Origin of the sequence: Pacificitalea manganoxidans (assembly GCF_002504165.1) — a bacterium.
GTDB lineage: Bacteria > Pseudomonadota > Alphaproteobacteria > Rhodobacterales > Rhodobacteraceae > Pacificitalea > Pacificitalea manganoxidans.
This window is the reverse complement of sequence record NZ_CP021404.1, coordinates 933559-955480: the sequence shown is the minus strand read 5'-3', so window position 1 is coordinate 955480 and position 21922 is coordinate 933559. Positions and strand designations below refer to the sequence as shown.

The following is a 21922-nucleotide window of genomic DNA, read 5'->3' as shown; positions in this document are numbered from 1 at the left end:
CGCATACCCATCCACGCGCATCTTGCGCGATGCCCGTCGCTGGGCCTACCCTTACGTCACCCGAATTGCCGCCCCGTGCATGACGCCCGCCTCCGTGGGTGCGCCGGATGCGGGCCTCCTCCCCGCCGCGACCCTGCGGCCCCTAACGCTCTGACCTTGGCCTCTCCATGACCCTGACGCTTCGCATCGACAATCTGAGCCACCTGCCAGACGGCGGGCCTATCGAATTCCGCGCGGAGGGGCGCGGGTTCGAGATCGGACGCGACCCGGCGATGGACTGGACCCTGCCTGATCCCAATCGGTTCGTTTCCTCCTGCCATCTGGAGGTCCGCTATCAGGACGACGCCTATTGGCTCTATGATGTGTCGACCAACGGCACGTTCGTGAATGGCGGCACAAGCCGGATGAAAAGCCCCCACCAATTGCGCCATGACGACCGGCTGCAGATCGGGCATTACGTCGTCCGCGTGGATCTACAGGCAGCGCAGGCCACCGCGCCGAGCCACGCGGGCTTTGGCAATGCCGGGTTCGACAGCGCCGGGTTCGGCGCGCCGGCCCCTGCGCCTGCATCCTCGGGCGGGGATATCTGGTCATTGGGCGGCGGCGGCAGTAGCGGGGGCGCCAGCAGCGGGGCGTTCGGGCAAGATTTCTCCCCCCGTGGCATGCCCCGCCAAAGCGATTTCGGCGATGAGCATATCCCGATGGGCGGCTTTGGCGGGCCGCCGGTGGCCCCGGCCCGGCCTGCGCCAGTCCCGGCAGAAAGTGACGGCGGCTCGCCGTTTGGAGCCGCGCCGGGCGCGTCCCCCGCCCCCACAGCGCCGGAGCGCACGCCGCATCCGGGCGCAGGGATGGGCGCAGGCACGGGACCGGGGGAAAATGCCTCCCCCTTTGCCGCTGCACCGCCGCCCCCCGTCGCCGCGCCGACCGCCCCGGACCCGTCCACGCCGCCCGCCCCGCCCGCGCAGGCGCTGCCGCCCAGCGGGGGCTTTGGCGCGCCGCCACCCAGCAGCCGCGCGGCCCCGGTCCCGCCGCCTAGCCCCGTGCCGCCTGGCCCCGGCACCGGTGACGCGGCCCTGCTGCGCGCGATCTGCGAGGGTGCGGGGCTTGCACCCGACGCGCTGGACGGGGTGGACCCCGCCGTGGCCGGGCAGGAAATCGGCCGCGCGCTGCGTGTCGTTGCAGGGGAATTGACCGCGCTGCTGAAAGCGCGCGACGCCAATAAGCTGCTGATCCGCTCCGGCAGCCGCACCATGCTCAACCACGAAGCCAACAACCCGCTGAAATTCATCCCCACCCCGGAGGAGGCGCTGGAGGTCATGTTCGGACGGGGCCGCCCCGGCTACCAACGCGGGACCGAGGCGCTGACCGCTGCGTTCCGCGATGTGAACCGGCACCAGTATGCGCTTTACGCCGCGATCCAGCCTGCGCTGGCGGAATTGCTCGAAGATATCTCCCCCGAAGCGATCGAGGAGAAAACCGGCGGCGGACGGTTCGGGCGCAGTTCGAAATCATGGGAACTGTTCGTCGAACGGTGGGACGCGATGACCCACCAGCACGATAACGGGATGCTCGACGTGTTCCTGAACTATTTCGCCGAAGCCTATGACAAGGCCTCGAACAGCCGCTGAATTCGCACGCATTGCGGGGCCTGACGCGCGGCCTGACCGTCGAAATCTTGACTCGCGCGACCGCGCTTCCTACCTTTCAGCCAGGTTGATACCGAATGGGTGATTTTTATGCGTACCATTATTCTGTCTACCGCCATCCTTGCCGCCAGCTTCGCCCCCGCCTTCGCGGAGGACCCTTATACAGCGGATGAAGTTGTTGAATTTCTGGCAGATTCCGTTGATCTCGGCTTGCAGCGCGGCATCTGCATCGGCACTGCCGAGGAATGCACCCCGGCCAAGCCCAAAGGGCTGGACATGCTGGTCAATTTCGAACTCGACAGCGCCGAGTTGACCGACTCCGCGCGCCAGAACCTCGCTATTTTTGCCGAAGCGCTGAAGGATCAACGGCTTGACCGGGCGCAGTTCGTTGTCGAAGGCCATACCGACGCGCGCGGTGGTCTGGGCTACAATGACGGGCTGTCGGATGAACGTGCGGCGGCGGTGAAAAGCTACCTTACCGAATTGGGGGTGCAGGAAGACCGGCTGACCGCGATGGGATTGGGCGAAACCCAACCGCGCACCGACGATCCGCTCGACCCTGAAAACCGCCGCGTGGAACTGCGGATCGATCTTCAGTGACCCGGACCGCGCGGCACGATACAGGCCGCGCGCCCGGCTTGGCCTGACCTGTGCCGCACCCGTCCGGGCGCGGCATTTCTTTTGGATGACGCATGCGATTTGACAGATTTCTTGAGCCGATTTCGGCGGATGACCCTTGCGGCCCTGACCTGCTGCTGGACGATGATGACGGGTATATCGAATATTACTTCGAAGCGATCGACCGCGTCCCGATGCGCTACATCCTCAATTCCGACACGGGCGAGACATTCGACCGGCGCAGCATCGACTGGAAGGCCGAGTGGGCGCAGATCGAACCGCTGCTGGAGCGCAGCCGCGACATTCGCCTGCTGGTGCTGGACGCCAAATTTCAAATCCTGTGCGGACGGATCATCCCGTTTACCGAGGCCGTGTCCGCCATCGCCGCGCTGCTGGAGGCGCAATGGCAGGCGGTGATCCCGCTGATCGAGGAGGGCGACCCGACCGAGCGCAAAAACCAGTTGGAACTGCTCGACGATCGGTCGTCGGTGGTGATGCCGTTGCAGCACGCGCCGCTGATCCGGGACCGGCGGCTGGATCAGATCACCTATCGCGACTATCTTGTGGCCTCCGGTCAGGCGGAGCCGCGGGCCAATGAAACCCCGCGCGATGCAAGCGCGCTGACCGCCGCGCTGCAATCGGCCGAGAACGCGGAGCAGGTCGACGCGCTGCACGCCGCGTTGAGCGGGGCACGGCAGGCGGTGGAGCAGATCGGCCTGATGTGCCGCAGCGCCGATGGTGGCCCTTTCGCCCCGCAACTCGACACGCTGACCGAAGTGCTGGAACAGATGACCGGCTTCCTCGCTGCGGCGCGGCCTGATCTGAGCGATGCGGCCCCGGCGGAGGACAGCGCGGAGGGCGACGCCCCCGACGGCGCGCCCGACAGCCCCGACACGCCCGCCGCCGCGATGCCCGCCGCCCCGTCCCGGCCCGTGGGCGCGGTCAGCAGCCAAACGGGCGCGAAGGCGGCGCTGCTGGCGGTGGAGACCTATTACGCGCACCATGAGCCATCGTCGCCGGCGCTGCTGCTGATCCGGCAGGCGCGGCTGTTGATCGGACGCCCCCTGACCGAAGCGATCGACACGCTGCTGCCCGATGTATCCGAACACGCGCGGATCGATTTCGGTACCGAAACCGGGTTTCGGATGAGCGTGCACAAGATGCGGATGCTGGCGGATGAGGCGGGCGACATTCCCCCCCAGACGACGCCGAGGAGGACAGTCCTGACTTTGCCGCCGCCACGCGGACGGAGGCCGGAACGCTGATCGCAGCGGTCGAAGCGTTCTTCCGCCAGACCGAACCATCGAGCCCGGTGCCGATCCTTCTGTTCAAGGCAAAGACCTATCTCAACCGCGACTTTTCCGCGATCATCGGCGACCTTTTCGGCCATATCGAGTGACCGCATACGCGCAACCTGCCGCTAGGTCATGACCCAAGGTCACGGACAGGGTGACGTAGGGTCCAAATAATTTGACAAACGACCCCCGGCATGGCTTGCTTTTGCCATATTAAAGAGGAATTCGTTATGTCTGACTCAGCGACACGCTTCATTAAGCGCAATCGCCCGCCACGGGTGAACATCTCCTACGCAGACCCTTATGACAGCGACAAGAACGTCGAACTGCCCTTTGTGATGGGCGTGATGGCGGACCTGTCGGGCAATGCGTCCGACGTCGAAAAAGACCCGATGGCCGAGCGGAATTTTACGCAGGTCGATACGGAAAACTTCGACGATTACATGGCCTCGGTCGCGCCCGGCGTGTCGTTCAACGTGGACAACAAACTGGGCGACGCGGAGGGCGAGAAGCTGGGCGTGAAACTCGACTTCGCCAAGATGGCCGATCTCGACCCCGGCGAAATCGCCAAGCAGGTGCCCGCATTGCGCAAGCTGCTCGATGCGCGTGACGAACTGGCCAACCTGCAACGCTACATGAACGGCAAATCCGCCGCTCAGGACCAGCTGAAAGCGCTGCTTTCGGACCCCAAGCTGATGGAGCTTCTGCAACAGAAGGCTCCCGACGCCGAAGGTGGAGACGACGCGTCCAATTGATCCGGACCCGTCGTGCGGCACAGGGATGCTGCCGCCCGCCTCCAGTCACACAACGGAAGGGATGACCCATGTCCACCGAAGCCCAACAGGAAGCCCCGGCCGCCGGCGGCGCCGTCTCCGAGCTTGACGATTTTTCCGCCTTGCTGAAACAGAATTTCAAACCCCGTTCCGACAGCGCCGCGACCGAGGTCGAGAACGCGGTGCAGACGCTGGTCAAGGAAGCGCTCGCCGATCAGAATGTCATCAAGGAAGACATCATCGACACCGTCGATGAGATGATCGCGAAGCTGGATCAGAAGCTGACCGCGCAGGTCAACGAGATCCTGCATCACGAGGAATACCAGAAGGTCGAAAGCGCGTGGCGCGGGCTGCATTACTGCGTGATGAATTCCGAGCCCGACGCCTCGATGAAGATCAAGGTGCTCAACGTCTCCAAGAAGGAACTTGAGCGCGAGCTGCGCAGCTATCCCGGTGCGAAATGGGATCAGTCGCCCCTGTTCAAGCGGATTTACGAGGCCGAGTTCGGCCAGCTTGGCGGACAGCCCTACGGTGCGCTGGTCGGGGATTTCTACTTCGATCACTCCCCCGCCGATGTGCGCCTGCTGCGCGATCTGGGCAAGATCGCCGCCGCCAGCCATGCGCCGTTCATATCGTCCGCCAGCGCGGGCCTGTTGGGGATGGACAGCTGGAACGAGTTGAACAACCCCACCGATCTGGCCTCGATCTTTGAGACGCCGGAATATGCCGCGTGGAAATCCCTGCGCGAAAGCGAAAATTCCCGCTACGTCGCGCTGACCGCGCCGCGGGTTCTGGCGCGCGAACCTTATGGCCAGGACAGTCTGCCGGTGGAGGCGTTCAACTTCGAGGAGGAGACCGACGGTCACACCGGCGAGAAATACGCATGGATGAACGCGGCCTACACGATGGCCGCCAATATCGCCCGCGCGCATAAAGATTACGGTTGGACCGTGCGCATTCGCGGTGTGCAGGCCGGGGGCGAGGTGATCAACCTGCCGACCCACACGTTCAAGACCGATGACGGCGCGGTGGACATGAAATGCCCCACCGAGATTGCCATCACCGACCGGCGCGAGGCCGAAATGTCCAAAATTGGCATGATCGGGCTGGTGCATCGCAAAAACAGCGACAAGGCCGCGTTTATCGGGGCACAGTCCCTGTATAAACCGAAAAGCTATGTCGATCCGCAGGCGACAGCGTCCGACAATCTAAGCTCCCGCCTGCCCTACATTTTTGCGGTCAGCCGCTTCAGCCATTACCTGAAGTGCATGGTCCGCGACCAAATTGGGATGACCCGCGAGAAGGAGCAGCTGCAACGCAGCCTGCAGACGTGGATCGCCCAATATATCGACGGCGATCCCAAGAACTCCAGCGAGGAAACCAAGGCCCGCAGGCCTCTCGCCGGAGCGGAGATCATGGTCGTCGAGGACGAGGAGAACCCCGGTTATTACATGGGCAAGTTCTTCCTGCGTCCGCACTTCCAGATGGAAGGCATGGATATCGGCATGTCGCTGGTGTCCCGACTGCCCTCTGGCACCTGAACCACTCAATTTGATCCAAATACCCATTTACAGCTAGCCAGCTAAAGGAGATCCCAAATGGCTGTTGATATGTTCCTTATCATTGAGGGCGTAACCGGGGAAACCCAGGACAAGAAGTATAAAGGCAAGGGCATCGACATCGACAGCTGGTCGCTGGGCATGAGCCAGTCCGGCACGATGCATCGCGGTGGCGGCGGTGGCGCGGGCAAGGTGTCGGTTTCCGATATTTCGTTCACCAAGCAGGTCGATCGCTCCTCGCCGAACCTGATCATCAAATGCTGCAAGGGCGAGCATTACTCCTCGGCCAAGCTGATCGCGCGCAAGGCGGGCTCCAACCCGCTGGAGTATTTCGTGGTCGAGATGACGGATGTGCTGGTGTCGTCCTATTCCACGGGCGGCTCCTCGGGCGGCGATACGGTGACCGAAAGCGTCACGCTGAACTTCCGCAAGTTCAAGATCACCTACACCCCGCAGAAGCTCGACGGCACGCCGGAATCCGGCATCGACGCCGAATTCAACATCGCCGAAAACGGCTGATCTCGCGCCTGTCCGGCACAGCCGCGCACAATAGACCAGACCTCGCCGGTGGGTGGCCCTTGAGGGGCTGCCCCCGGTCCGGGATGGCCTGTGCGCCAGACCCGGTATGTATCGCGCAGACAACGTCGGGAAGGGGCGGATATGGCCAGCACTCCCTACAGAACCGGCTCCGGCAGGTCCGGCGATGCCGCGACTGCCGCGCAGCGACCGGGCACCCAGTTGCAGATCCCGTTGATGTACGCGTTCCGCGAAGCTGCCGCGGCCAAGGATGCCCGCACACCGTCCAACGACTACCGTGACGGCGAACGGGTGCTGAGCGAACGTGGCGCGCTGCGCAGGCGCGGCGCGAACGAGGCCCAGCTTCGCCGCAACCTCGAAATCGATCTGGTGCAGCTTGCCAACACCATCAATCTGGAGGCCTGCGAGGATCTGGACGGCTATGAATATGTCCGCCGCTCCGTCCTCAATTACGGGCTGATCGACCTGTCCGACATGACCTCGGAAGATTTGCGCCTGCGCGAGTTGAGCCGCCGCCTTGCCCGCGCGCTGGTGGCCCATGAACCCCGGTTCGTGGAAGCAACCCTAAGTGTGAAGATGCGCCGCGAATTTGACGAGGTGCACCAAAAGATCGCCTTCGACGTCCATGCCGAGATGGCGTGCAAGCCGGTGGATATCCCGATGGAGTTCGTGGCCGAGATCGACGTGGGCTCGGGCAAGCTGAACTTCACCAACCTCTCTGCCACGCCATGAACCGCGAATTCCTCGACGCCTATAATCGCGAATTGAAGATCCTCTACGAGAGGTCGCGCGAGTTCGCGGAGGATTATCCCGGCATCGCCGAGAGGCTCGGCGGGCTGACGGAGGATAAGCTCGACCCCGGTCTGGCCGGTCTGCTGGAAGGCTCCGCCTTTCTTGCCGCGCGGGTACAGGTCAAACTGCAAAGCGAGTTCGGCAATTTCACCAACGCGCTGCTGGAGCAGTTGCTGCCGAATTATCTGGCCCCCACCCCTGCGGCGATGGTGGTTCAGGCCGCCCCCAATTACGGCGATCAGGATCTGGCGGCGGGCATATCCTATCCGCGCGGCAGCTATCTGGACGCGACCTATGTGGAACGTGAACAGCGGGTGTCTTGCCGGTTTCGCCTGTCGGCGCCGCTGACGCTCTACAGCCTCGATATCGACAAGGCAGACTATCTCGCCTCACCCGGTCCGGTGCAGGCGCTGGGGCTGGACGTGCATCCCGAAACCGCCGCCGCGCTGCGTCTGCGTCTGTGCCACCGCACCACCGCGGACCTTGCCGATCCCGACGCCCCTCGCAGCAGCAAGGGCGACACACCCGCGCCCGTGTCCCAAATCGCCTGCGATACGCTGCCCATCCACCTGACCGGCAACCTTGCCGAGATGATCGCGCTTTATGAACAGATCTTTGCCAACACGGTGCGGATCACGGCGCGGTATTTGGATGCGCAGGGCGATCCGGTGTTTGTCCCCTGTCCGTCGGATATGGTGGCGCAGATCGGATTTGACGATGCGGAGGCGCTGTTTCCCGAGGATGACCGGTTCTACGCGGGGTTCAATCTGCTGCGCGATTTCTATGTGCTGCCGCAGAAATTCGTGGGCCTGCGCCTGACCGGCCTACGCCGGGTTCTGGCCCGCATTCCCGCACCGGCTGTCGATCTCCTGTTCGAATTCGACCGCGTGCAGCCCAAACTCAGCGCGCGCATCGGCCCGGATAATTTCCGGCTCTATGCCGCGCCGGCCATCAACCTGTTCGAAGAGCGCTGTTCGCGCGTGCGCCCCGATATTCGCCATCACGAACATATCGTCGTGCCCGACAGTTCCCCGGCGGTGAATTACGAGGTGCATCGCATCCAATCGGTCGCCGCGCATTATCAGGGGATGCGGACCAAGGTGCCGGTCTATCCGATCTATTCGCTGCCTGACGATGAAATTCGCCCTGCTGACGCGCTCTATTATCATATCCGGCGGCGGCCCCGGCGGCTGAGCGAGCGCGAGCGGCAATTTGGCTATGGCGGCGATTATGTCGGCACCGAAACCTTTCTGTCGCTTTACGAGCCCGCCGGTCTGGACGAGGCCGCCCGCGCGCAGCGGTTGCAGGTCGTCGCGCTCTGTTCCAATCGGCATCTAACCCAGCAATTGCCTATCGGGCAGGCGCAGGTGGATTTCCGGCTGACGGATGACACCACTGTCGGACTTGCCTGCATCGCCGGGCCCACGCGCCCGCGCGAGTCGATTGCGCAGGCGGACCGCAACAGTCCCCGCAGCGGACATCAGGGCGAGGTTATGTGGCGGCTCATCAATCTGCTGAGCTTCAACCACCTTGGGCTTCAGAACCGCAACAGCGCCGACCCGGCAGGCGGGCTGCGGGAGTTGCTGGCGCTTTTTGCCGATATGGGCGACGCGGTGAGCGAACGGCAGTTGCGCGGCATCGCGGGGATCGAAAGCCGCCCCGTCACCCGGTCGCTTTTTCGCGATGATGGCTTTCACGCCGCGCGGGGCACGCAGGTGCGGCTGACCTTTGACGAGCGCGCGTTCGAAGGATCGGGCATCATGCTGCTGGGTGCGGTGCTGGACCGGTTTTTTGCTGATTATGCCCATGTGAACAGCTTTACCGAAACCGTGCTTCTGTCCGAACAACGCGGCGAGGTGATGCGCTTCCCGCCGCGCTCCGGCACGGGGCCGTTGTTGTGACGCGCCGCCCTGATCTGCGCGCCGCGCCCTACCACGCGGATTTCTTGCAATTGCTGCGGGAGTTGGAGCGCGCGTCCCCCGACAAACCACGCATTGGTAAGGCTGTGATCACCCGGCAGGAGGTCGTGCGGCTGGGGCAGGATCCGTTCATGGAATTTCCGGCCTCGAACGTCACCCGGTTCGATGACAGCCACCCCGATCTGCCACCCGAGGTGCGCGCGCGGTTTCTAGGGTTCTTTGGGCCGCAGGGACCGCTGCCACTGCTGACCACGGTCGAGGCGATGCGCTGGCAGCAGGGCAATGATGACAGCTTCGTGCGGTTCACCGACATCTTTGCCACCCGGTTTTTGCAACTGTTCTTCCGTGCGTGGGCCGACGCCCGCCCCATCGTGCAATTCGACCGCCCCGCCGAAGACCGCTTTGCCGATTTCCTTGGCTCGTTCATCGGCATCGGCACCGCCCCCTATCAGGATCGCGACAGCGTCCCCGATATCGCCAAACTGCCCTTTGCCGGTGTGCTGGGCGCGCGGGTGAAATCCGCCCGGCGGTTGGAGCAGGTGCTGCGCGGCTTGCTGACGGTGGATGTCACTTTGCGCGAACGGGCCGGGATGTGGCTGGAATTCGAGGATGCCGATCTGACGCGCATGGGTCAGGCCACCGCCTGTCTGGGGCGCAACACCTATGCCGGGCGGCGGGTCTATTCGATCAACGACAAGGCTGTGATCGAGATCCGCACCCGGTCGCTGGAGGAATATCGTCGGTTTCTGCCCGGCGGCCCGATGTTCGCGCGGCTGGCGGATGTGGTCGCGCTTTATCTGGGCAACACGGTGGAGTTCGAGGTGGAACTGGCGCTGCCCGCCGATCAGCGCCCCGCCGCGCAACTGGGCCGCTCGGGGCATCTGGGCTGGACGGCATGGCCTGCGCCCGCCGCAGAGCAAAGCCCGCCGCCCGCGCCCGCCTATGTCAGTGACGCGAAATTCGCCCTCCGCCGCAGCGGGTAGCGGCAGGGACATGGCGGACAGGGGATGGTCCGCCGCAGGTTTGGAACAGTAGGGACAGGGGATTGACGATGTCGGATATCAGTCTGGAAACGGTCGCAGGGAAATTGAACCGCACCGGCTATGACGCCTTCATGAAGGCGCACCGCCACGCCCGTAATGAGGGCAACCGCAATGTGGAACTGTCGCACTGGTTCCTGCATATGCTGAGCAACGACCGCTCCGACTTGACCGTGGCGCTGCAACATTACGGCATCGACCGGTCAAAGGTGCTGATGGAGCTGCAAAAGCATATCGACAGCTTCAAGAAAAACGTGACCGAGATGCCCGGCTTCTCGAACCATGTGATCGATCTGCTGGATCGCGGCTGGCATTACGCGACGCTGCTTTTTGCCGAACCCCAGATCCGCACCGGGCATATGCTGGTCGGCGCGCTAAAGGACAAGTCGCTAAGTCAAGCGCTGGCCTCCGTCTCGCCCTCCTTGGCGGGGCTGTCGGTGGATACGGTCGTCGGCGACGCGCGCAGCGTCTGGGCCGGATCGGAGGAAGAAGACCAAGGCACCATCGATGGCTCGAATTTCGGCGGTGGCGGCGGCGCGGCGGCAGAGGGCAAGGGCGGCGCGACGGGCACCACCGCACTGGACCGCTTTACCGTCGACATGACCGCGCAGGCGAAATCCGGCGAAATGGACCCCATCGTCGGGCGCGACGACGAGATCCGCCAGATCATCGACATCCTGATGCGGCGGCGCCAGAACAACCCGATCCTCACCGGCGAGGCGGGCGTGGGCAAAACGGCGGTGGTCGAAGGCTTTGCACAGCGGCTTGCTTCGGGCGAGGTGCCGCCGCAATTGCAGGGCGTGCGGCTTTTGTCGCTCGACATCGGGCTGATGCAGGCGGGCGCGTCAATGAAGGGCGAGTTCGAGCAACGCTTGCGTGCCGTGATCGACGAGGTGCAAAGCTCCCCCACCCCTATCATTCTGTTCGTCGATGAGGCGCATACGCTGATCGGCGCGGGCGGCGCGGCGGGCACCGGCGATGCGGCCAACCTGATGAAGCCCGCGCTGGCCCGCGGCACCCTGCGCACCGTCGGCGCGACGACATGGATGGAATACCAAAAGTATTTCGAGAAAGACCCCGCCCTGACCCGGCGGTTCCAGCCGATCACGGTGGACGAACCTTCGGTCGAGCGGTGCTGCTACATGCTGCGGGGCATCATGGCCCCGATGGAGAAGCATCACCGTGTGCGGATCTCGGACGAGGCGATCGTTGCCGCCGTGCAGCTGTCGCATCGCTATATCCCCGCCCGCCAGCTGCCCGATAAGGCCGTGTCGCTGCTCGACACCGCCTCCGCCCGCGTGGCGATCAGTCAGGCCACCACCCCCGCCCGGATCGAGGATCAGGTCGCCCGTATCGCCGCGCTCAACGCCGAATTGCTAGGCAAGGAACGGCAGGCTGATCTGGGTGAGGTCAACGCCGAGCGTATCGCCGAAATCCGCACCGAGATCGCGCAGGTGGAGGCGGAGCTTACCGATACCCGTGGCCGCTACGAGGCGGAGAAGGCCGTGGTGAGCGATATTCTGGACCTGCGCGCCCGGCTGTCGCCCGGAGAGGGGCCAGCCGAACTGCCTGTCGATGCGCCGGCGGAGCCTGCCCCCGCCACCGCGCCCGAGGATGCCGCCAATCCCGATCAGCCCCGCGGCGCAGAGGAGGAGGTCGCCCCCGCGCATCCCGCCCCTGCCCCGCCGACCCAACACATGGCCCCCCTGACGGAGGAGGACGCCATCGCCCTGCGCGACGCGCTTGCCGCCAAGGTGGCCGAACTGGAGGCCCGCGATCCCGACGACCGGATGATCTATGCCCATGTCGATGCGCAGGCGGTGGCCAGCGTCGTCGGCGACTGGACCGGCATCCCCGTGGGCCGCATGGTCACGGATGAGGTGCAGGCGATCCTGACGCTGGCGGACCGGCTGAAGGAACGCGTCGTGGGTCAGGATCACGGGCTGGAAATGATCGCCAAGCGGATCGAAACCTCCCGCGCGAAGCTCGATAACCCCGAAAAGCCAATCGGTGTGTTCATGCTTGCCGGGCCGTCGGGCGTGGGCAAGACGGAAACGGCGCTGGCGCTGGCCGAGCAGCTTTATGGCGGCGAGCAGAACATGATCACCATCGCTATGTCCGAATATCAGGAGGCCCATACCGTCGCGCTGCTGAAAGGCGCGCCGCCGGGCTATGTGGGCTATGGTGAAGGCGGGCGCCTAACCGAAGCGGTGCGCCGCAAGCCCTATTCCGTGGTGCTACTGGATGAGGTCGAAAAGGCGCACCCGGACGTGCATGAGCTGTTCTTTCAGGTCTTCGACAAGGGCCACATGGAGGATGGCTCCGGCAGGCCCATCGATTTCAAGAATACGCTGATCCTGCTGACGTCGAACGCGGGCACAGACACCATCATGGACATGACCGCCCGCGGGGCGGCCCGCATCGACGCCGAACCATTGGCGGAGGCGCTGAAACCGGCGTTGCTGGAGGTGTTCCCCCCGGCCTTGCTGGGCCGGATCGTCACGATCCCGTATTATCCGCTCAGTTCCGATGTGCTGGCGATGATCACCCGGTTGAAGCTCAAATCCATCGTCAAGCGGGTGAAGGCCAATCACGGGGCGGTCATGGAATTCTCCGACGCGGTGATCGAGCATATCGTCAGCCAGTGTAATGACCCCGACAGCGGCGGGCGGATGATCGACAACATCATCACCAACTCGATCCTGCCGGATCTGGCGCGCGCGATCCTGAACAAGGCGATGGCGGGCGAAGACCTATCTGCGATCCGGGTGGATACCACATCGGATGCGGCGGAGGAGGAGGCGGGCCCGGACGCGGGCGGCGCGGGCGGAACCGTGCGCTTTGCCTATCAGCTCAGCTAAGCGGCGCGCATCAATCTAAGGGGTGAATCACCCGTCGCGATTCCGGCGCGCCACAATGCAGACAATGCCCTTAAAACACTGGTCAAATGCCCGGCGCGGCGACATTTGCATCTACATTTTCGCAAAACCCCTACTAACGTTGGGGTTGCGCGACCCTCTCCTGCGATTTGCGCAAATCCATACTTGCGCAGGTGTAACGGGAGATCGCCGGTTCGGCGCAGGCCGACCACGGTTCTGCCTCATTTGCTCATCATCAAGGGGATACTAAAAAAGAACCAAAAAAGGTTTAGCATGTGGTGGATATCCGAAATCTCTCTGGGCGACGTCATCGTCACCTTCCTTGCCTGTTGCCTCCTACACGAGCTGCTGGTGCTGTGTCTTCCTGACCGCATCGCAGGTCCGGGTGGCTGGCTCATCAACACCGATGACCGGTCGCGTCGTAACTGAGTGACATGGCCGGAGGCGGGGCGCAGGCAGGCCCCCGCCCCCGGCCCTACCCCCGAAAGGGACGCCGAAACCGGCACAACATAATGATCGGAACGCCAAAGCGGGGGTCAGGCAGACCACGCTCCGGCATATCCGGCACCGTCGTGCGGGTCAGACCATCTGCTCGGGAACGCCGGGATACATCCGGCCGAACTTCTCGGCGGGTTGGATCGGATATGGCAGGATGAAACCGCGCCGATCCTCCGGATCACGGGTGGAGTTGCCAACAGCCAGCCGTCGCCATGCGGCGGGGGCGCGGTCGAGGTCGAAAAACTCCTCGCCGGCATCGGCGGGCAGCCAATGAGCGGGACACGTCGCCCGCAGCCGCGCGACGTCCTTGCGGTCGTCGAGGAAGGCGCCTGCCTCGGTATCCCAGTGTAGGCTGCGCCCGTTGAGGTTGGCCGAAGACACGATGGCGCGCTGGTCGTCGAAGATCGACACTTTCGCATGCAGATAAATCAGCGGCGCGCCGTAAAGCTTCGCACGGGGATGTAGCCCTTCGGGGGCCGGGCGCGGCTGTGCGGGCGAGCCGATGAAACACCGCTTGCCAAACGCCTTGCGCACCCGGCGCACGCACCATGCCTGCAGATATTCCCCGAACCGGGCATCGGCCATCTTGTTGCCTTCGAAAGCCACATCTTCGGGCGCGGCGGGCAGGATCAGGATCAAGCCCAGATGCGGATGCCGCTGAGCGGCCTGCGCCAAAGCACGCGCCAAACGACGATCCCGGAAATACTGGCTTTCAAGATAGATCAACCGGCGGGCGCGCTGCACCTCGTTGTAATGGGCGTCGGCAAGCTCAGACAGCACCGGCTTGGGCGACATCGACGCCAACGAGCAGCGCCGCCGCGACGACACGCTGCGCAGCAGGCCGGGGAATTTGCGGGTTGGCCGCTGGCCATAGGTCGTGGCTCGGAATTCCTGCAAATAATCGTCCGCATGGCCTGCAATCTCTCCGGTCAGGAGAAGCTGCACATCATGCCATGTTTCCTCGGCGGGACGGTCATGACGTTTGGTGTCAAACCGCCGCTCATCCAGATCAAGCCCGCCGATATAAAGGTACTTGCGATCAAACACCGCCAGCTTCTGATGATGGGTGGTGGGCACCAGCGGCGGAAAGGGCCAGCGCCGCGGCCGCAGGTGCGCGCGGATGCGGTCACGCAAATGGCGGTGGCCGTCCTCAGCGCGCGCGGCCCGTTCGCGGGCTTTCTCTTCTTCGCGCTTGGCCTTGCGCTGCGCACGTTCCTCGGTGGTTTCCTCGGCCATGGCGACCATCCACGGCACCATGCGCGGCATCTCGGCCATCGCCTTGCGCCGGGAATGCGGCTCCATATCGTTGAGCTTTTCAGCCAGCGCGCTGAGCTGACCTTGCACTTTGGGCCACAGGATCATGCGCGGAATAAACCCGACGCGGGCAGGATGCAGCGACACACGCGCGCGCAGCAGCGGGCCGTTGCCCGATGCCTCGCCCGCCGCGATGATCCGGCGCAGCGCTTCGTGGGACGACCGGTGCAGATCACCACGCGCGATGGGATCGAAATCGCTGATCGTCAGATCAATGCGGACCCCGCGTTCCAGCGTATGCTGCAACAGATCGAACCACGTCGTGCCGACCTTGCGAGCGGCGTCGGACAAAAGCGGGGTCGCAGGATCAAACACGCGGAAGCTCGCGCGGATCTCGCGCTCCGCTTCGAGAAAACGCTGTTCGAGAACGGGGTAGGCTTCTTCGGCGGTCAGCAGCACACGCAGAAGGGACATCAGCGGGGCTATCCTCTCTTGCTTCGCGGTGCCCGCGTCAAGGATTGGTCCTGTCTGGGGCTCTTCGCGAAACATTTGGCGGTCCTAGTAATCCTTGGCGTCCTGTAAGAACTCCTCAACTGCGAATTCGGCCTCAAGCCGATGCGAAGTTTCTTCGTCAGTGACGTTAAGTGATGCACCCAACTGGGTCGCGAACGCCCGGATCAGTTGCGATCCCAGCCCCGAAGGCTCATCCCCCGCGCCGGCATGGGGTCGCACGCCTTTGGAATTCGCGACGGTCAAACGGGCACGTTTTTCCGGCAGCTTGTGAATGGTGATGCGAATCCAGCCGCCGGATTCGTCGGTGCTGCCCACGTTTTTCAGCGCGTTGGTGATGGCTTCCGCTGTCATCAGCGACAGCGGCACCGCCTGATCGGGATAAAGGATCACGTCCTCCACATCGACCTCGACCTCCGGGTGGGCAAAGGTCCGGGTGGTGCCGACGACCATCATCTGACCGACGAGTTCCTTGATCAGTTTTCCGGCGTTCACCTTACCCAGATCTTCGGTCTGGTAGAGATTCCGGTGGATCGTGGCGAGGCTCAGGACCCGCTCCTGCAAGCGTTTGAGCACCACGCGCGTTTCGCTCGACTGGGCCTTGCGCACCTGCATGTTCATGATCGACGAGATCAGTTGCAGGTTGTTCTTCACTCGGTGATGAACTTCCTTCAGCAGGATGTTGCGCTCGCGTAGGGCGTTTTCGAGCGTAGCCTCATCCTGCATCAGCGCGCTGGCCATGTGCAGGAAGTCGGTTTCCATCTCCAGCAGTTCCTGGCTCATCTCCGAGCTTTTGGACGGCGGCTCGATATGGCGGTCACGGGCAAAGCGGCGCATCTGGCCGCCGATGCGATGGACATGGCGGATGACCAGCCGGTGCACGGCGAAATACGCAACGACGAGGCTCGCCATCCACATCAACAGCGGAAACAGCCAGCCGGGCAAATAGCCCTGCGGCGTCAGCGCGTTGTTGGGTTCGGTCCAGCTTCCGAGGGCGTATAGCTGCCCCGGCAGAAGCTGCACGGTCGCGTAGACGCGCCGCTCCCCAGCGGCGTTGTGGCCTTCGAACACGGTTGGGGCTTTGCCCACCAGTTCAGACAGACGTTGGGAGGACGGCAGCCGATCCCCGACACCTTCGACGCCATTTTCGGCAGTGATGATGTCGCCTTTGTAATTGAAGGTGACAAGCCCGGCAGGCTTGGCGATCTGCACCATGTCCGGTTCGGTCTCGACCAGAGCATGAGGCACCCACAGGACGACATACCCGACCAGCCCGTTTTCGCGGTAAAGCGGATGCGCGACGACGACCACCGACTCTTCGGTCAGCGGCGCGCGCAGGGTCGCCCCGATCATCGGGCGGGGGTCGGACAGAATTTCCTGAAAGACCGGGTAGGACGAGAAATCAAGCGCCTCGTCCACCGAGGAGCAGCGCACCATACCGTCAAGTTCGAGGAACCCTACGAAGCTGTAGCGCCCCGCTTCCTCGATATATTCGCCCAGCGTGGTGGAGCAATCCGCAGAATCCCCCCGCAGGCGCGCGATGATCGCCCCCAATGCCTCGGCCGCGCCGAAGCTGCGTTGCAGCAGTTGTCTCTCCCCCGATGCCGCCTGATCCGTCAAAGCAAGGAGGCTCAGCACCGAGCGTTGCCGAACCTCCTTCGAGACTTGTTCTGTCTGCATGACCGCGATCAGCCCGATGGGCAGCAACGCAATCGACAGAAAGGCGACGAGACGGACGACCAGACCCCTGCGCCACGATAGGTGCGAGGCAGATCGAAACATCAGATGGGGGTGGATCCGTTTGCTGCGACAATGGCCATGGTTGCTCCGTCCGTCATTTCCAGCCTGTCGCCTTTTTCAAGGTGCATCAGTTCTCCGAGACGTGCCCGCCCACGGTTGGCGCGGCTCTTGATCGTGCCAACTGCGACACCACACATGTCAGCCGCTTCTTCGTAGGAGAAACCGGACGCCCCGACAAGGATCAACGCCTCACGCTGCTCGTCGGGCAGTTGCGCGAAGGCGACACGGAAATCGGCCATCTGAAGCCGCCCGTCATGCGCAGGTTTCTCCGCAAGACCCGCCGTGAACACGCCGTCCACATCCGCGACCTCGCGCTTCATCTTGCGCCGGTTGGAATAAAAGGTGTTGCGCAGGATCGTGAAAAGCCACGCCCTGAGATTGGTGCCCACCTTGAATTTTTCGATATTGGTCCACGCCTTGACCACGGTGTCCTGCACCAGGTCGTCGGCGGCTGCGCCATTACGGGTCAGAGAGATCGCGAACGCGCGAAGAGCCGGTAGGTGCTCTACCAACTCATCCCGCGGATCAACCGCGGCATCACTCATTTGCTGTCCTCCGCCCGCTTTGTCCCTGACTGAGCCTTCAGCTTGGACAGCAGATCGGCGAACCGATCCGGAATGTCCTCGTCCAGCTTTTCTTGGAACACGCGCTTAAGGTTCTCGTCTATCTCACGCGCGTATGCAGGCTTGCTGCTGTCTTCCGCCATTCACCCTTGCCTTCAGTGCATCTTTTCACTTTTTCTGGAACCAAACACATCCCGGCACGTTCGGTTCCAGAAAAAATGCAAAAAGGCAGATTTGCGATGACAGACCAAGCGACCGAGACCGACCTGACTTCTATGATCGGTGCGGAGCTTCCCTTTCTGAGACGGTATGCGCGCGCGCTGACCGGGAGCCAGGGCACGGGCGACAATTACGCGATCGCGACGCTCGAGGCGATCCTCGAAGACAGTTCCGTGTTCGAGGAGGGCCTCGCCCCCAAGGCCGCGCTGTTCCGGACATTCCATAAAATCTGGTCGAGTTCCGGCGCCCCCGTTGCCGAAGAGGAAAGCGGCCTGCGCGCCCGGGCTCAGACCCATATGAGCAAGCTTACCGCCAATAGCCGGGAAGCCCTGCTGCTGCACACGGTGGAGGATTTCTCCTACACCGATCTGGCCGCGATCATGGAAGTGGAGCCCTCCGAGGCCGAAGGGCTGGTGTCCATCGCGCGAAAGGAAATGCAGGAAAGCGTCGCGGGCCGCATTCTGATCATCGAGGACGAAGCCATCATCGCGATGGATTTGGAATCCATCGTGTCCGAGATGGGCCACACGGTCACCGGCATCGCACGCACCCATTCCGGCGCCGTGCAGCTGGGCAAATCCGAAGTGCCCGATCTGATCCTTGCAGACATCCAACTGGCCGATAATTCGTCGGGCATCGACGCGGTGAACGAACTGCTGACGATGCTGGGCGACACGCCGGTGATCTTCATCACGGCCTTCCCGGAGCGGCTGCTGACCGGGGATAAGCCGGAACCGGCCTTCCTCATCTCCAAGCCCTATTCCGAGGAGCAGGTTCGCTCTGCCGTCAGTCAGGCGATGTTCTTCTCCTCCACGGAAACCCTGCGCGCCTGATCCGCCGATCCGCGCAAAAAGGCTGGCCCGAGCGATCGGGCCAGCCTTTTTTATGCGCCTTGCAAGAGGCGCGCGGGAATGGCGGCGCACCGCCATCCCACTTGGATCACCCGATCATTCAGCGGCGATGGACCGCAGCATCCACGCGGCTTTTTCGTGGAAGGCCGACCGTGCGGTGCACAGATCATCGGTCACGGGGTCGTTCCGGTCGCCGGCCATTTCGATCAGCGCGTGCATCCGATGCGCGACGCGTTCGTGATCCGTCGCCAGATCCTCGACCATTTCACGGGCAGAAGGCAATTCCTTGGGATCTTCGATCACCGACCGCTCGATCAGGGAGCTGAACTGAAACGGGGTCAGGGCCCCAAGCGCCCGGCAGCGCTCGGCCAGTTCGTCGGCGGCGGCGAACAGATTTTCATACTGTTCTTCGGTCAGCTTATGGATCGAATAGAACTGCGGCCCCTGAACCGCCCAATGGTAGGCATGGGTCTTGAACGTCAGGCGATAGGTATCTGCCAACACGTCGTTCAGGCCGACCGCGATGCCTTCCTTGTCGCGCACGCCGGTTTTGACAGTGTCTTCGGTGGGGATGACTTTCAGGGTGTCAGACATGAGTGTCTCCATGATGCAAAGAATGTTCATCACGAGAACGCCAGCGGGGGGGCAATCGTTCCTTTACCCGACTGGACCCTTCGGCAGGCGCGCCATCGGCCTCCCCCAGCCTTCGCCCATGAAAAAGGGCCGGACACTCCTCTGTCCGACCCTCAACAAAACCGCCATACGGTCATGCCGTCACCTCCGATAGTCATTCCCTTCAACCGCTTTCACGATAAGCGCGATACAGAAGAGACCGGCAAAGATCACGAACAGGATCTGGGCAATGCCCGCAGAAGCGCCAGCGACGCCGCCGAAGCCGAAGAATGCCGCGAGTGCCGCGACGACCAAGAAAACCAAGGCCCAATGTATCATCGTACTGCTCCTTTCCCACTGCCCGTTTATGTTTGCACATGATGTGCCGTCTCACGCGGCGTGCATCACTTGATCGCAAAGCAAACCCCGCCTCTGACCCCACGGTTCCGTCGCAGATCCGTGACCTTGCGTTGCGGGAACCTTTCTGTGGCTTTCATGGAACAGACATGCCAGCTTTGCGTTAAAAATCCGTAATAATGTCCCAAACAGACCGGAGTCACATCATGGCGACCGCCTCCTCCTCTCCCACCACGGCGGCCAAACAGGGCGCGAATGCAGCCAAGGAAGCCGCCTCCACGGCGGAACTTCAGGCGCAGATCGAAGCCTTGAAAGCAGATATTTCCGGGCTCAGTTCTGCGCTTGGCCGTTACGGCAAGGCGCGCGGCGAGGCCCTTGCGGATGACGCGAAATCCCGCGCCGCCGCCGCCCGCGCCAAAGGCGAGGCCCATGCCGATGCTCTGCGCGCGCAGGCCGAGGATTATCAGCGTCAGGCGGTCGAATTCGTCAACGAGAAGCCCGGCACCGCAATCGGCATCGCCGCTGCGATCGGCTTCCTTGTCGGCCTGTTCTTCGCTCCCCGGCGCTGAGCCTGCGCATGCTTGCACTTCTCGAACGGAAGGGCATCCTCTACGCACAAAAAGCAGTGCTGGGATTGCTTTCGCTCGTCTCATTGCTGGTAGGGGTCGTGTTTCTGACCATCGCCGCGTGGATCTACCTCGCGTCGGTGACGAACGCGGTCGCCGCCTCCCTTATCATGGGCGCGATCTTTGTCATTCTGGCGTTGCTGCTGCTGATCATGTCGATGCGGCGGGGGCGGCGTTATGTCATGCCCACCGCCGCGCCGGTCACCGGGCCGCCCGTGGCGGCACCGGCCCCGATGGGCATCCCCGGCGCCTCCCCGCTTGCCAATGCATTCGTGATCGGGCTTCAGGCCGGGATTACGGCTGTCGCTGCGGCAAAGCGTAAGCGATAGCACGGCCCAGCATCGACGACGTGTAGGGGCGCGGCACACGGATGACCGCGCCCTCTTCACGCACGCTGCTGCCTGCGCTGTCATGCAACAACATGACCCGAGCCCCCAGCCGCGCGATTTCGCTTTCCAATCCACTGGCGTCGTAATCGACCCGCGACATCGCCATCAACAGCGCGTCGAGCCGGTCCATAGACCCCAGCATCCCGCGCACATGCGCCAAGGACCGGGCAATGCGCACCTCGCATCCCGGCAGTTTCGATTTTAGCGTCTCGCAGACATCTTCTGCAATCACGGTGTCGCGTTCGAACACGACAAAACGTTCCTGCATTTTACCCCACTGCATCAGAACTTTCGTGATGACATGGAACATAACGGGGGGGCTTGCGCATTTAAATTTGACATAGCGCGGAGCGATTTTCCTGATGGCCACCAAATGCGAGAACTGCCCGTTGCGTCGGGCCGATATGTTCATTGACATGTCCAGCGACGAGGTTCGTTTCATGCAGCGGTTTAAGGCCGGCGAACTGGTGATCGAGCCGGGCACGCCTGTGTTGATGGAAGGGTCCAGCAGCCCGCAACTCTATACAGCGTTGCGTGGAATGGGTCTGCGCTACAAGACCCTGCCCAACGGGCGGAGGCAGGTCATCAACTTTGTCTTCCCCGGGGATTTCCTCGGCCTTCAGGCGGGTGTGATGCGCGAAATGACCCATTCGGTCGAGGCGAGCACCCAGATGACCTTGTGTGTGTTCAATCGGTCCGAGCTATGGTCGTTTTTCAAGAACCACGCGAACCGGGCATATGATCTGACATGGCTCGCGGCGGTGGAAGAACACTTCATGGGCGAGGCAATCGCCACGCTTGGGCAGCGCTCCGCGATCGAGCGGATGGCATGGGCGCTGGTGCGGGTGTTCAGCCGGGCGGAGGCCTTGGGCCTGACGGAAGGTGACCAGATGAACCTGCCCTATCGCCAGCAGGACATGGCCGACGCGCTGGGGCTGTCCCTGGTGCACACCAATAAGACCTTGGCGAAACTGCGCGAGCAGCAGCTGGCCGCCTGGACCGACGGCACCCTGCGCATCCGCAATATGAAGGCGCTGGCACAGCTGGGCATGGTCGACATCGAAGCACCGATGAAGCGGCCGCTGATCTGACGGCCGCTACGCGTTTCTTGGATTGTCAGGAAGGGTATCGGGGGGCCGGTGGGCTGGACGAGGGACAGTCAAATTACCAGTCCCACCGGCGGTC

The 21922-nt window shown here is 63.2% G+C and carries 22 protein-coding genes; 15 read left to right on the top strand and 7 right to left on the bottom strand.

The window, feature by feature from the left end; genetic code table 11:
- Nucleotides 1-167 precede the first annotated feature (167 nt).
- The 11 genes from tagH (at nucleotide 168) to CBW24_RS18295 (ending at nucleotide 13487) form a co-directional block, all read left to right on the top strand.
- Nucleotides 168-1628 (top strand): type VI secretion system-associated FHA domain protein TagH, encoded by a 1461-nt coding sequence (gene tagH, locus CBW24_RS04420; RefSeq protein ID WP_097372799.1) that lies wholly within the window; start codon nucleotides 168-170, stop codon nucleotides 1626-1628.
- 108 nt (nucleotides 1629-1736) lie between these two features.
- Complete coding sequence (locus CBW24_RS04415) at nucleotides 1737-2246, top strand: OmpA family protein (protein ID WP_088663243.1); 510 nt, start codon at nucleotides 1737-1739, stop codon at nucleotides 2244-2246.
- 92 nt (nucleotides 2247-2338) lie between these two features.
- Nucleotides 2339-3529, top strand: coding sequence for a type VI secretion system protein TssA (locus CBW24_RS04410; RefSeq protein ID WP_097372798.1), 1191 nt, complete (start codon nucleotides 2339-2341; stop codon nucleotides 3527-3529).
- A 260-nt stretch (nucleotides 3530-3789) separates the two neighbouring features.
- Nucleotides 3790-4314 carry a type VI secretion system contractile sheath small subunit gene (tssB, locus tag CBW24_RS04405; RefSeq protein WP_088663245.1) on the top strand — a complete coding sequence of 175 codons (525 nt, stop codon included), beginning with the start codon at nucleotides 3790-3792 and terminating at the stop codon, nucleotides 4312-4314.
- 68 nt (nucleotides 4315-4382) lie between these two features.
- Nucleotides 4383-5873, top strand: a complete 1491-nt coding sequence (gene tssC, locus CBW24_RS04400; RefSeq protein ID WP_097372797.1) for a type VI secretion system contractile sheath large subunit — start codon at nucleotides 4383-4385, stop codon at nucleotides 5871-5873.
- Between the two features lie 57 nt (nucleotides 5874-5930).
- Nucleotides 5931-6410 (top strand): Hcp family type VI secretion system effector, encoded by a 480-nt coding sequence (locus CBW24_RS04395; RefSeq protein ID WP_097372796.1) that lies wholly within the window; start codon nucleotides 5931-5933, stop codon nucleotides 6408-6410.
- Between the two features lie 141 nt (nucleotides 6411-6551).
- Nucleotides 6552-7160: a type VI secretion system baseplate subunit TssE gene (locus CBW24_RS04390; protein ID WP_097372795.1), complete on the top strand. Its 609-nt coding sequence runs from the start codon at nucleotides 6552-6554 to the stop codon at nucleotides 7158-7160.
- Nucleotides 7157-9121, top strand: a complete 1965-nt coding sequence (gene tssF / locus CBW24_RS04385; protein ID WP_097372794.1) for a type VI secretion system baseplate subunit TssF — start codon at nucleotides 7157-7159, stop codon at nucleotides 9119-9121. Before CBW24_RS04390 ends, tssF begins: the two co-directional genes overlap by 4 nt.
- Nucleotides 9118-10122 (top strand): type VI secretion system baseplate subunit TssG, encoded by a 1005-nt coding sequence (gene tssG, locus CBW24_RS04380; RefSeq protein WP_097372793.1) that lies wholly within the window; start codon nucleotides 9118-9120, stop codon nucleotides 10120-10122. The genes tssF and tssG overlap by 4 nt, the downstream gene beginning before the upstream one ends.
- A 68-nt stretch (nucleotides 10123-10190) precedes the next feature.
- Nucleotides 10191-13040: a type VI secretion system ATPase TssH gene (gene tssH / locus CBW24_RS04375; RefSeq protein ID WP_097372792.1), complete on the top strand. Its 2850-nt coding sequence runs from the start codon at nucleotides 10191-10193 to the stop codon at nucleotides 13038-13040.
- A gap of 291 nt (nucleotides 13041-13331) precedes the next feature.
- The gene (locus CBW24_RS18295) at nucleotides 13332-13487 is read left to right on the top strand and encodes a hypothetical protein (RefSeq protein WP_157773060.1); all 156 of its coding nucleotides are present in this window, start codon (nucleotides 13332-13334) and stop codon (nucleotides 13485-13487) included.
- Between the two features lie 150 nt (nucleotides 13488-13637).
- Here CBW24_RS18295 and CBW24_RS04370 read toward each other — a convergent pair whose 3' ends face one another.
- From CBW24_RS04370 to CBW24_RS04355, 4 genes are all read right to left on the bottom strand, one after another.
- The gene (locus tag CBW24_RS04370) at nucleotides 13638-15284 is read right to left on the bottom strand and encodes a phospholipase D-like domain-containing protein (protein WP_097372791.1); all 1647 of its coding nucleotides are present in this window, start codon (nucleotides 15282-15284) and stop codon (nucleotides 13638-13640) included.
- A gap of 84 nt (nucleotides 15285-15368) precedes the next feature.
- The gene (locus CBW24_RS04365) at nucleotides 15369-17102 is read right to left on the bottom strand and encodes a sensor histidine kinase (protein ID WP_088663253.1); all 1734 of its coding nucleotides are present in this window, start codon (nucleotides 17100-17102) and stop codon (nucleotides 15369-15371) included.
- Nucleotides 17102-17665, bottom strand: coding sequence for an RNA polymerase sigma factor (locus CBW24_RS04360; RefSeq protein WP_088663254.1), 564 nt, complete (start codon nucleotides 17663-17665; stop codon nucleotides 17102-17104). The genes CBW24_RS04365 and CBW24_RS04360 overlap by 1 nt, the downstream gene beginning before the upstream one ends.
- Nucleotides 17662-17826, bottom strand: coding sequence for a NepR family anti-sigma factor (locus tag CBW24_RS04355; protein ID WP_088663255.1), 165 nt, complete (start codon nucleotides 17824-17826; stop codon nucleotides 17662-17664). The genes CBW24_RS04360 and CBW24_RS04355 overlap by 4 nt, the downstream gene beginning before the upstream one ends.
- A gap of 96 nt (nucleotides 17827-17922) precedes the next feature.
- Between CBW24_RS04355 and CBW24_RS04350 the strand changes: the two genes are divergently transcribed.
- Nucleotides 17923-18735, top strand: a complete 813-nt coding sequence (locus tag CBW24_RS04350) for a response regulator (RefSeq protein WP_088663256.1) — start codon at nucleotides 17923-17925, stop codon at nucleotides 18733-18735.
- A gap of 114 nt (nucleotides 18736-18849) precedes the next feature.
- On the opposite strand, the gene CBW24_RS04345 is transcribed toward CBW24_RS04350, so the two are convergent.
- Both CBW24_RS04345 and CBW24_RS04340 read right to left on the bottom strand, forming a co-directional pair.
- Nucleotides 18850-19347: a Dps family protein gene (locus CBW24_RS04345; protein WP_088663463.1), complete on the bottom strand. Its 498-nt coding sequence runs from the start codon at nucleotides 19345-19347 to the stop codon at nucleotides 18850-18852.
- Between the two features lie 180 nt (nucleotides 19348-19527).
- Nucleotides 19528-19704: a DUF1328 domain-containing protein gene (locus tag CBW24_RS04340; RefSeq protein WP_088663257.1), complete on the bottom strand. Its 177-nt coding sequence runs from the start codon at nucleotides 19702-19704 to the stop codon at nucleotides 19528-19530.
- Between the two features lie 224 nt (nucleotides 19705-19928).
- Between CBW24_RS04340 and CBW24_RS04335 the strand changes: the two genes are divergently transcribed.
- Together CBW24_RS04335 and CBW24_RS04330 are read left to right on the top strand one after the other, a co-directional pair.
- Nucleotides 19929-20291, top strand: a complete 363-nt coding sequence (locus CBW24_RS04335) for an ElaB/YgaM/YqjD family protein (protein ID WP_157773056.1) — start codon at nucleotides 19929-19931, stop codon at nucleotides 20289-20291.
- Between the two features lie 8 nt (nucleotides 20292-20299).
- Complete coding sequence (locus CBW24_RS04330; RefSeq protein WP_097372789.1) at nucleotides 20300-20677, top strand: hypothetical protein; 378 nt, start codon at nucleotides 20300-20302, stop codon at nucleotides 20675-20677.
- Here the strand turns inward: CBW24_RS04330 and CBW24_RS04325 are convergent.
- A complete protein-coding gene (locus tag CBW24_RS04325) occupies nucleotides 20643-21047 on the bottom strand; it encodes a hypothetical protein (RefSeq protein WP_088663260.1) in 405 nt (134 codons plus the stop codon). The genes CBW24_RS04330 and CBW24_RS04325 overlap by 35 nt on opposite strands.
- 52 nt (nucleotides 21048-21099) lie before the next feature.
- On the opposite strand from CBW24_RS04325, the gene CBW24_RS04320 reads away from it, so the two are divergent.
- A complete protein-coding gene (locus CBW24_RS04320; RefSeq protein ID WP_088663261.1) occupies nucleotides 21100-21828 on the top strand; it encodes a Crp/Fnr family transcriptional regulator in 729 nt (242 codons plus the stop codon).
- Nucleotides 21829-21922 lie beyond the last annotated feature (94 nt).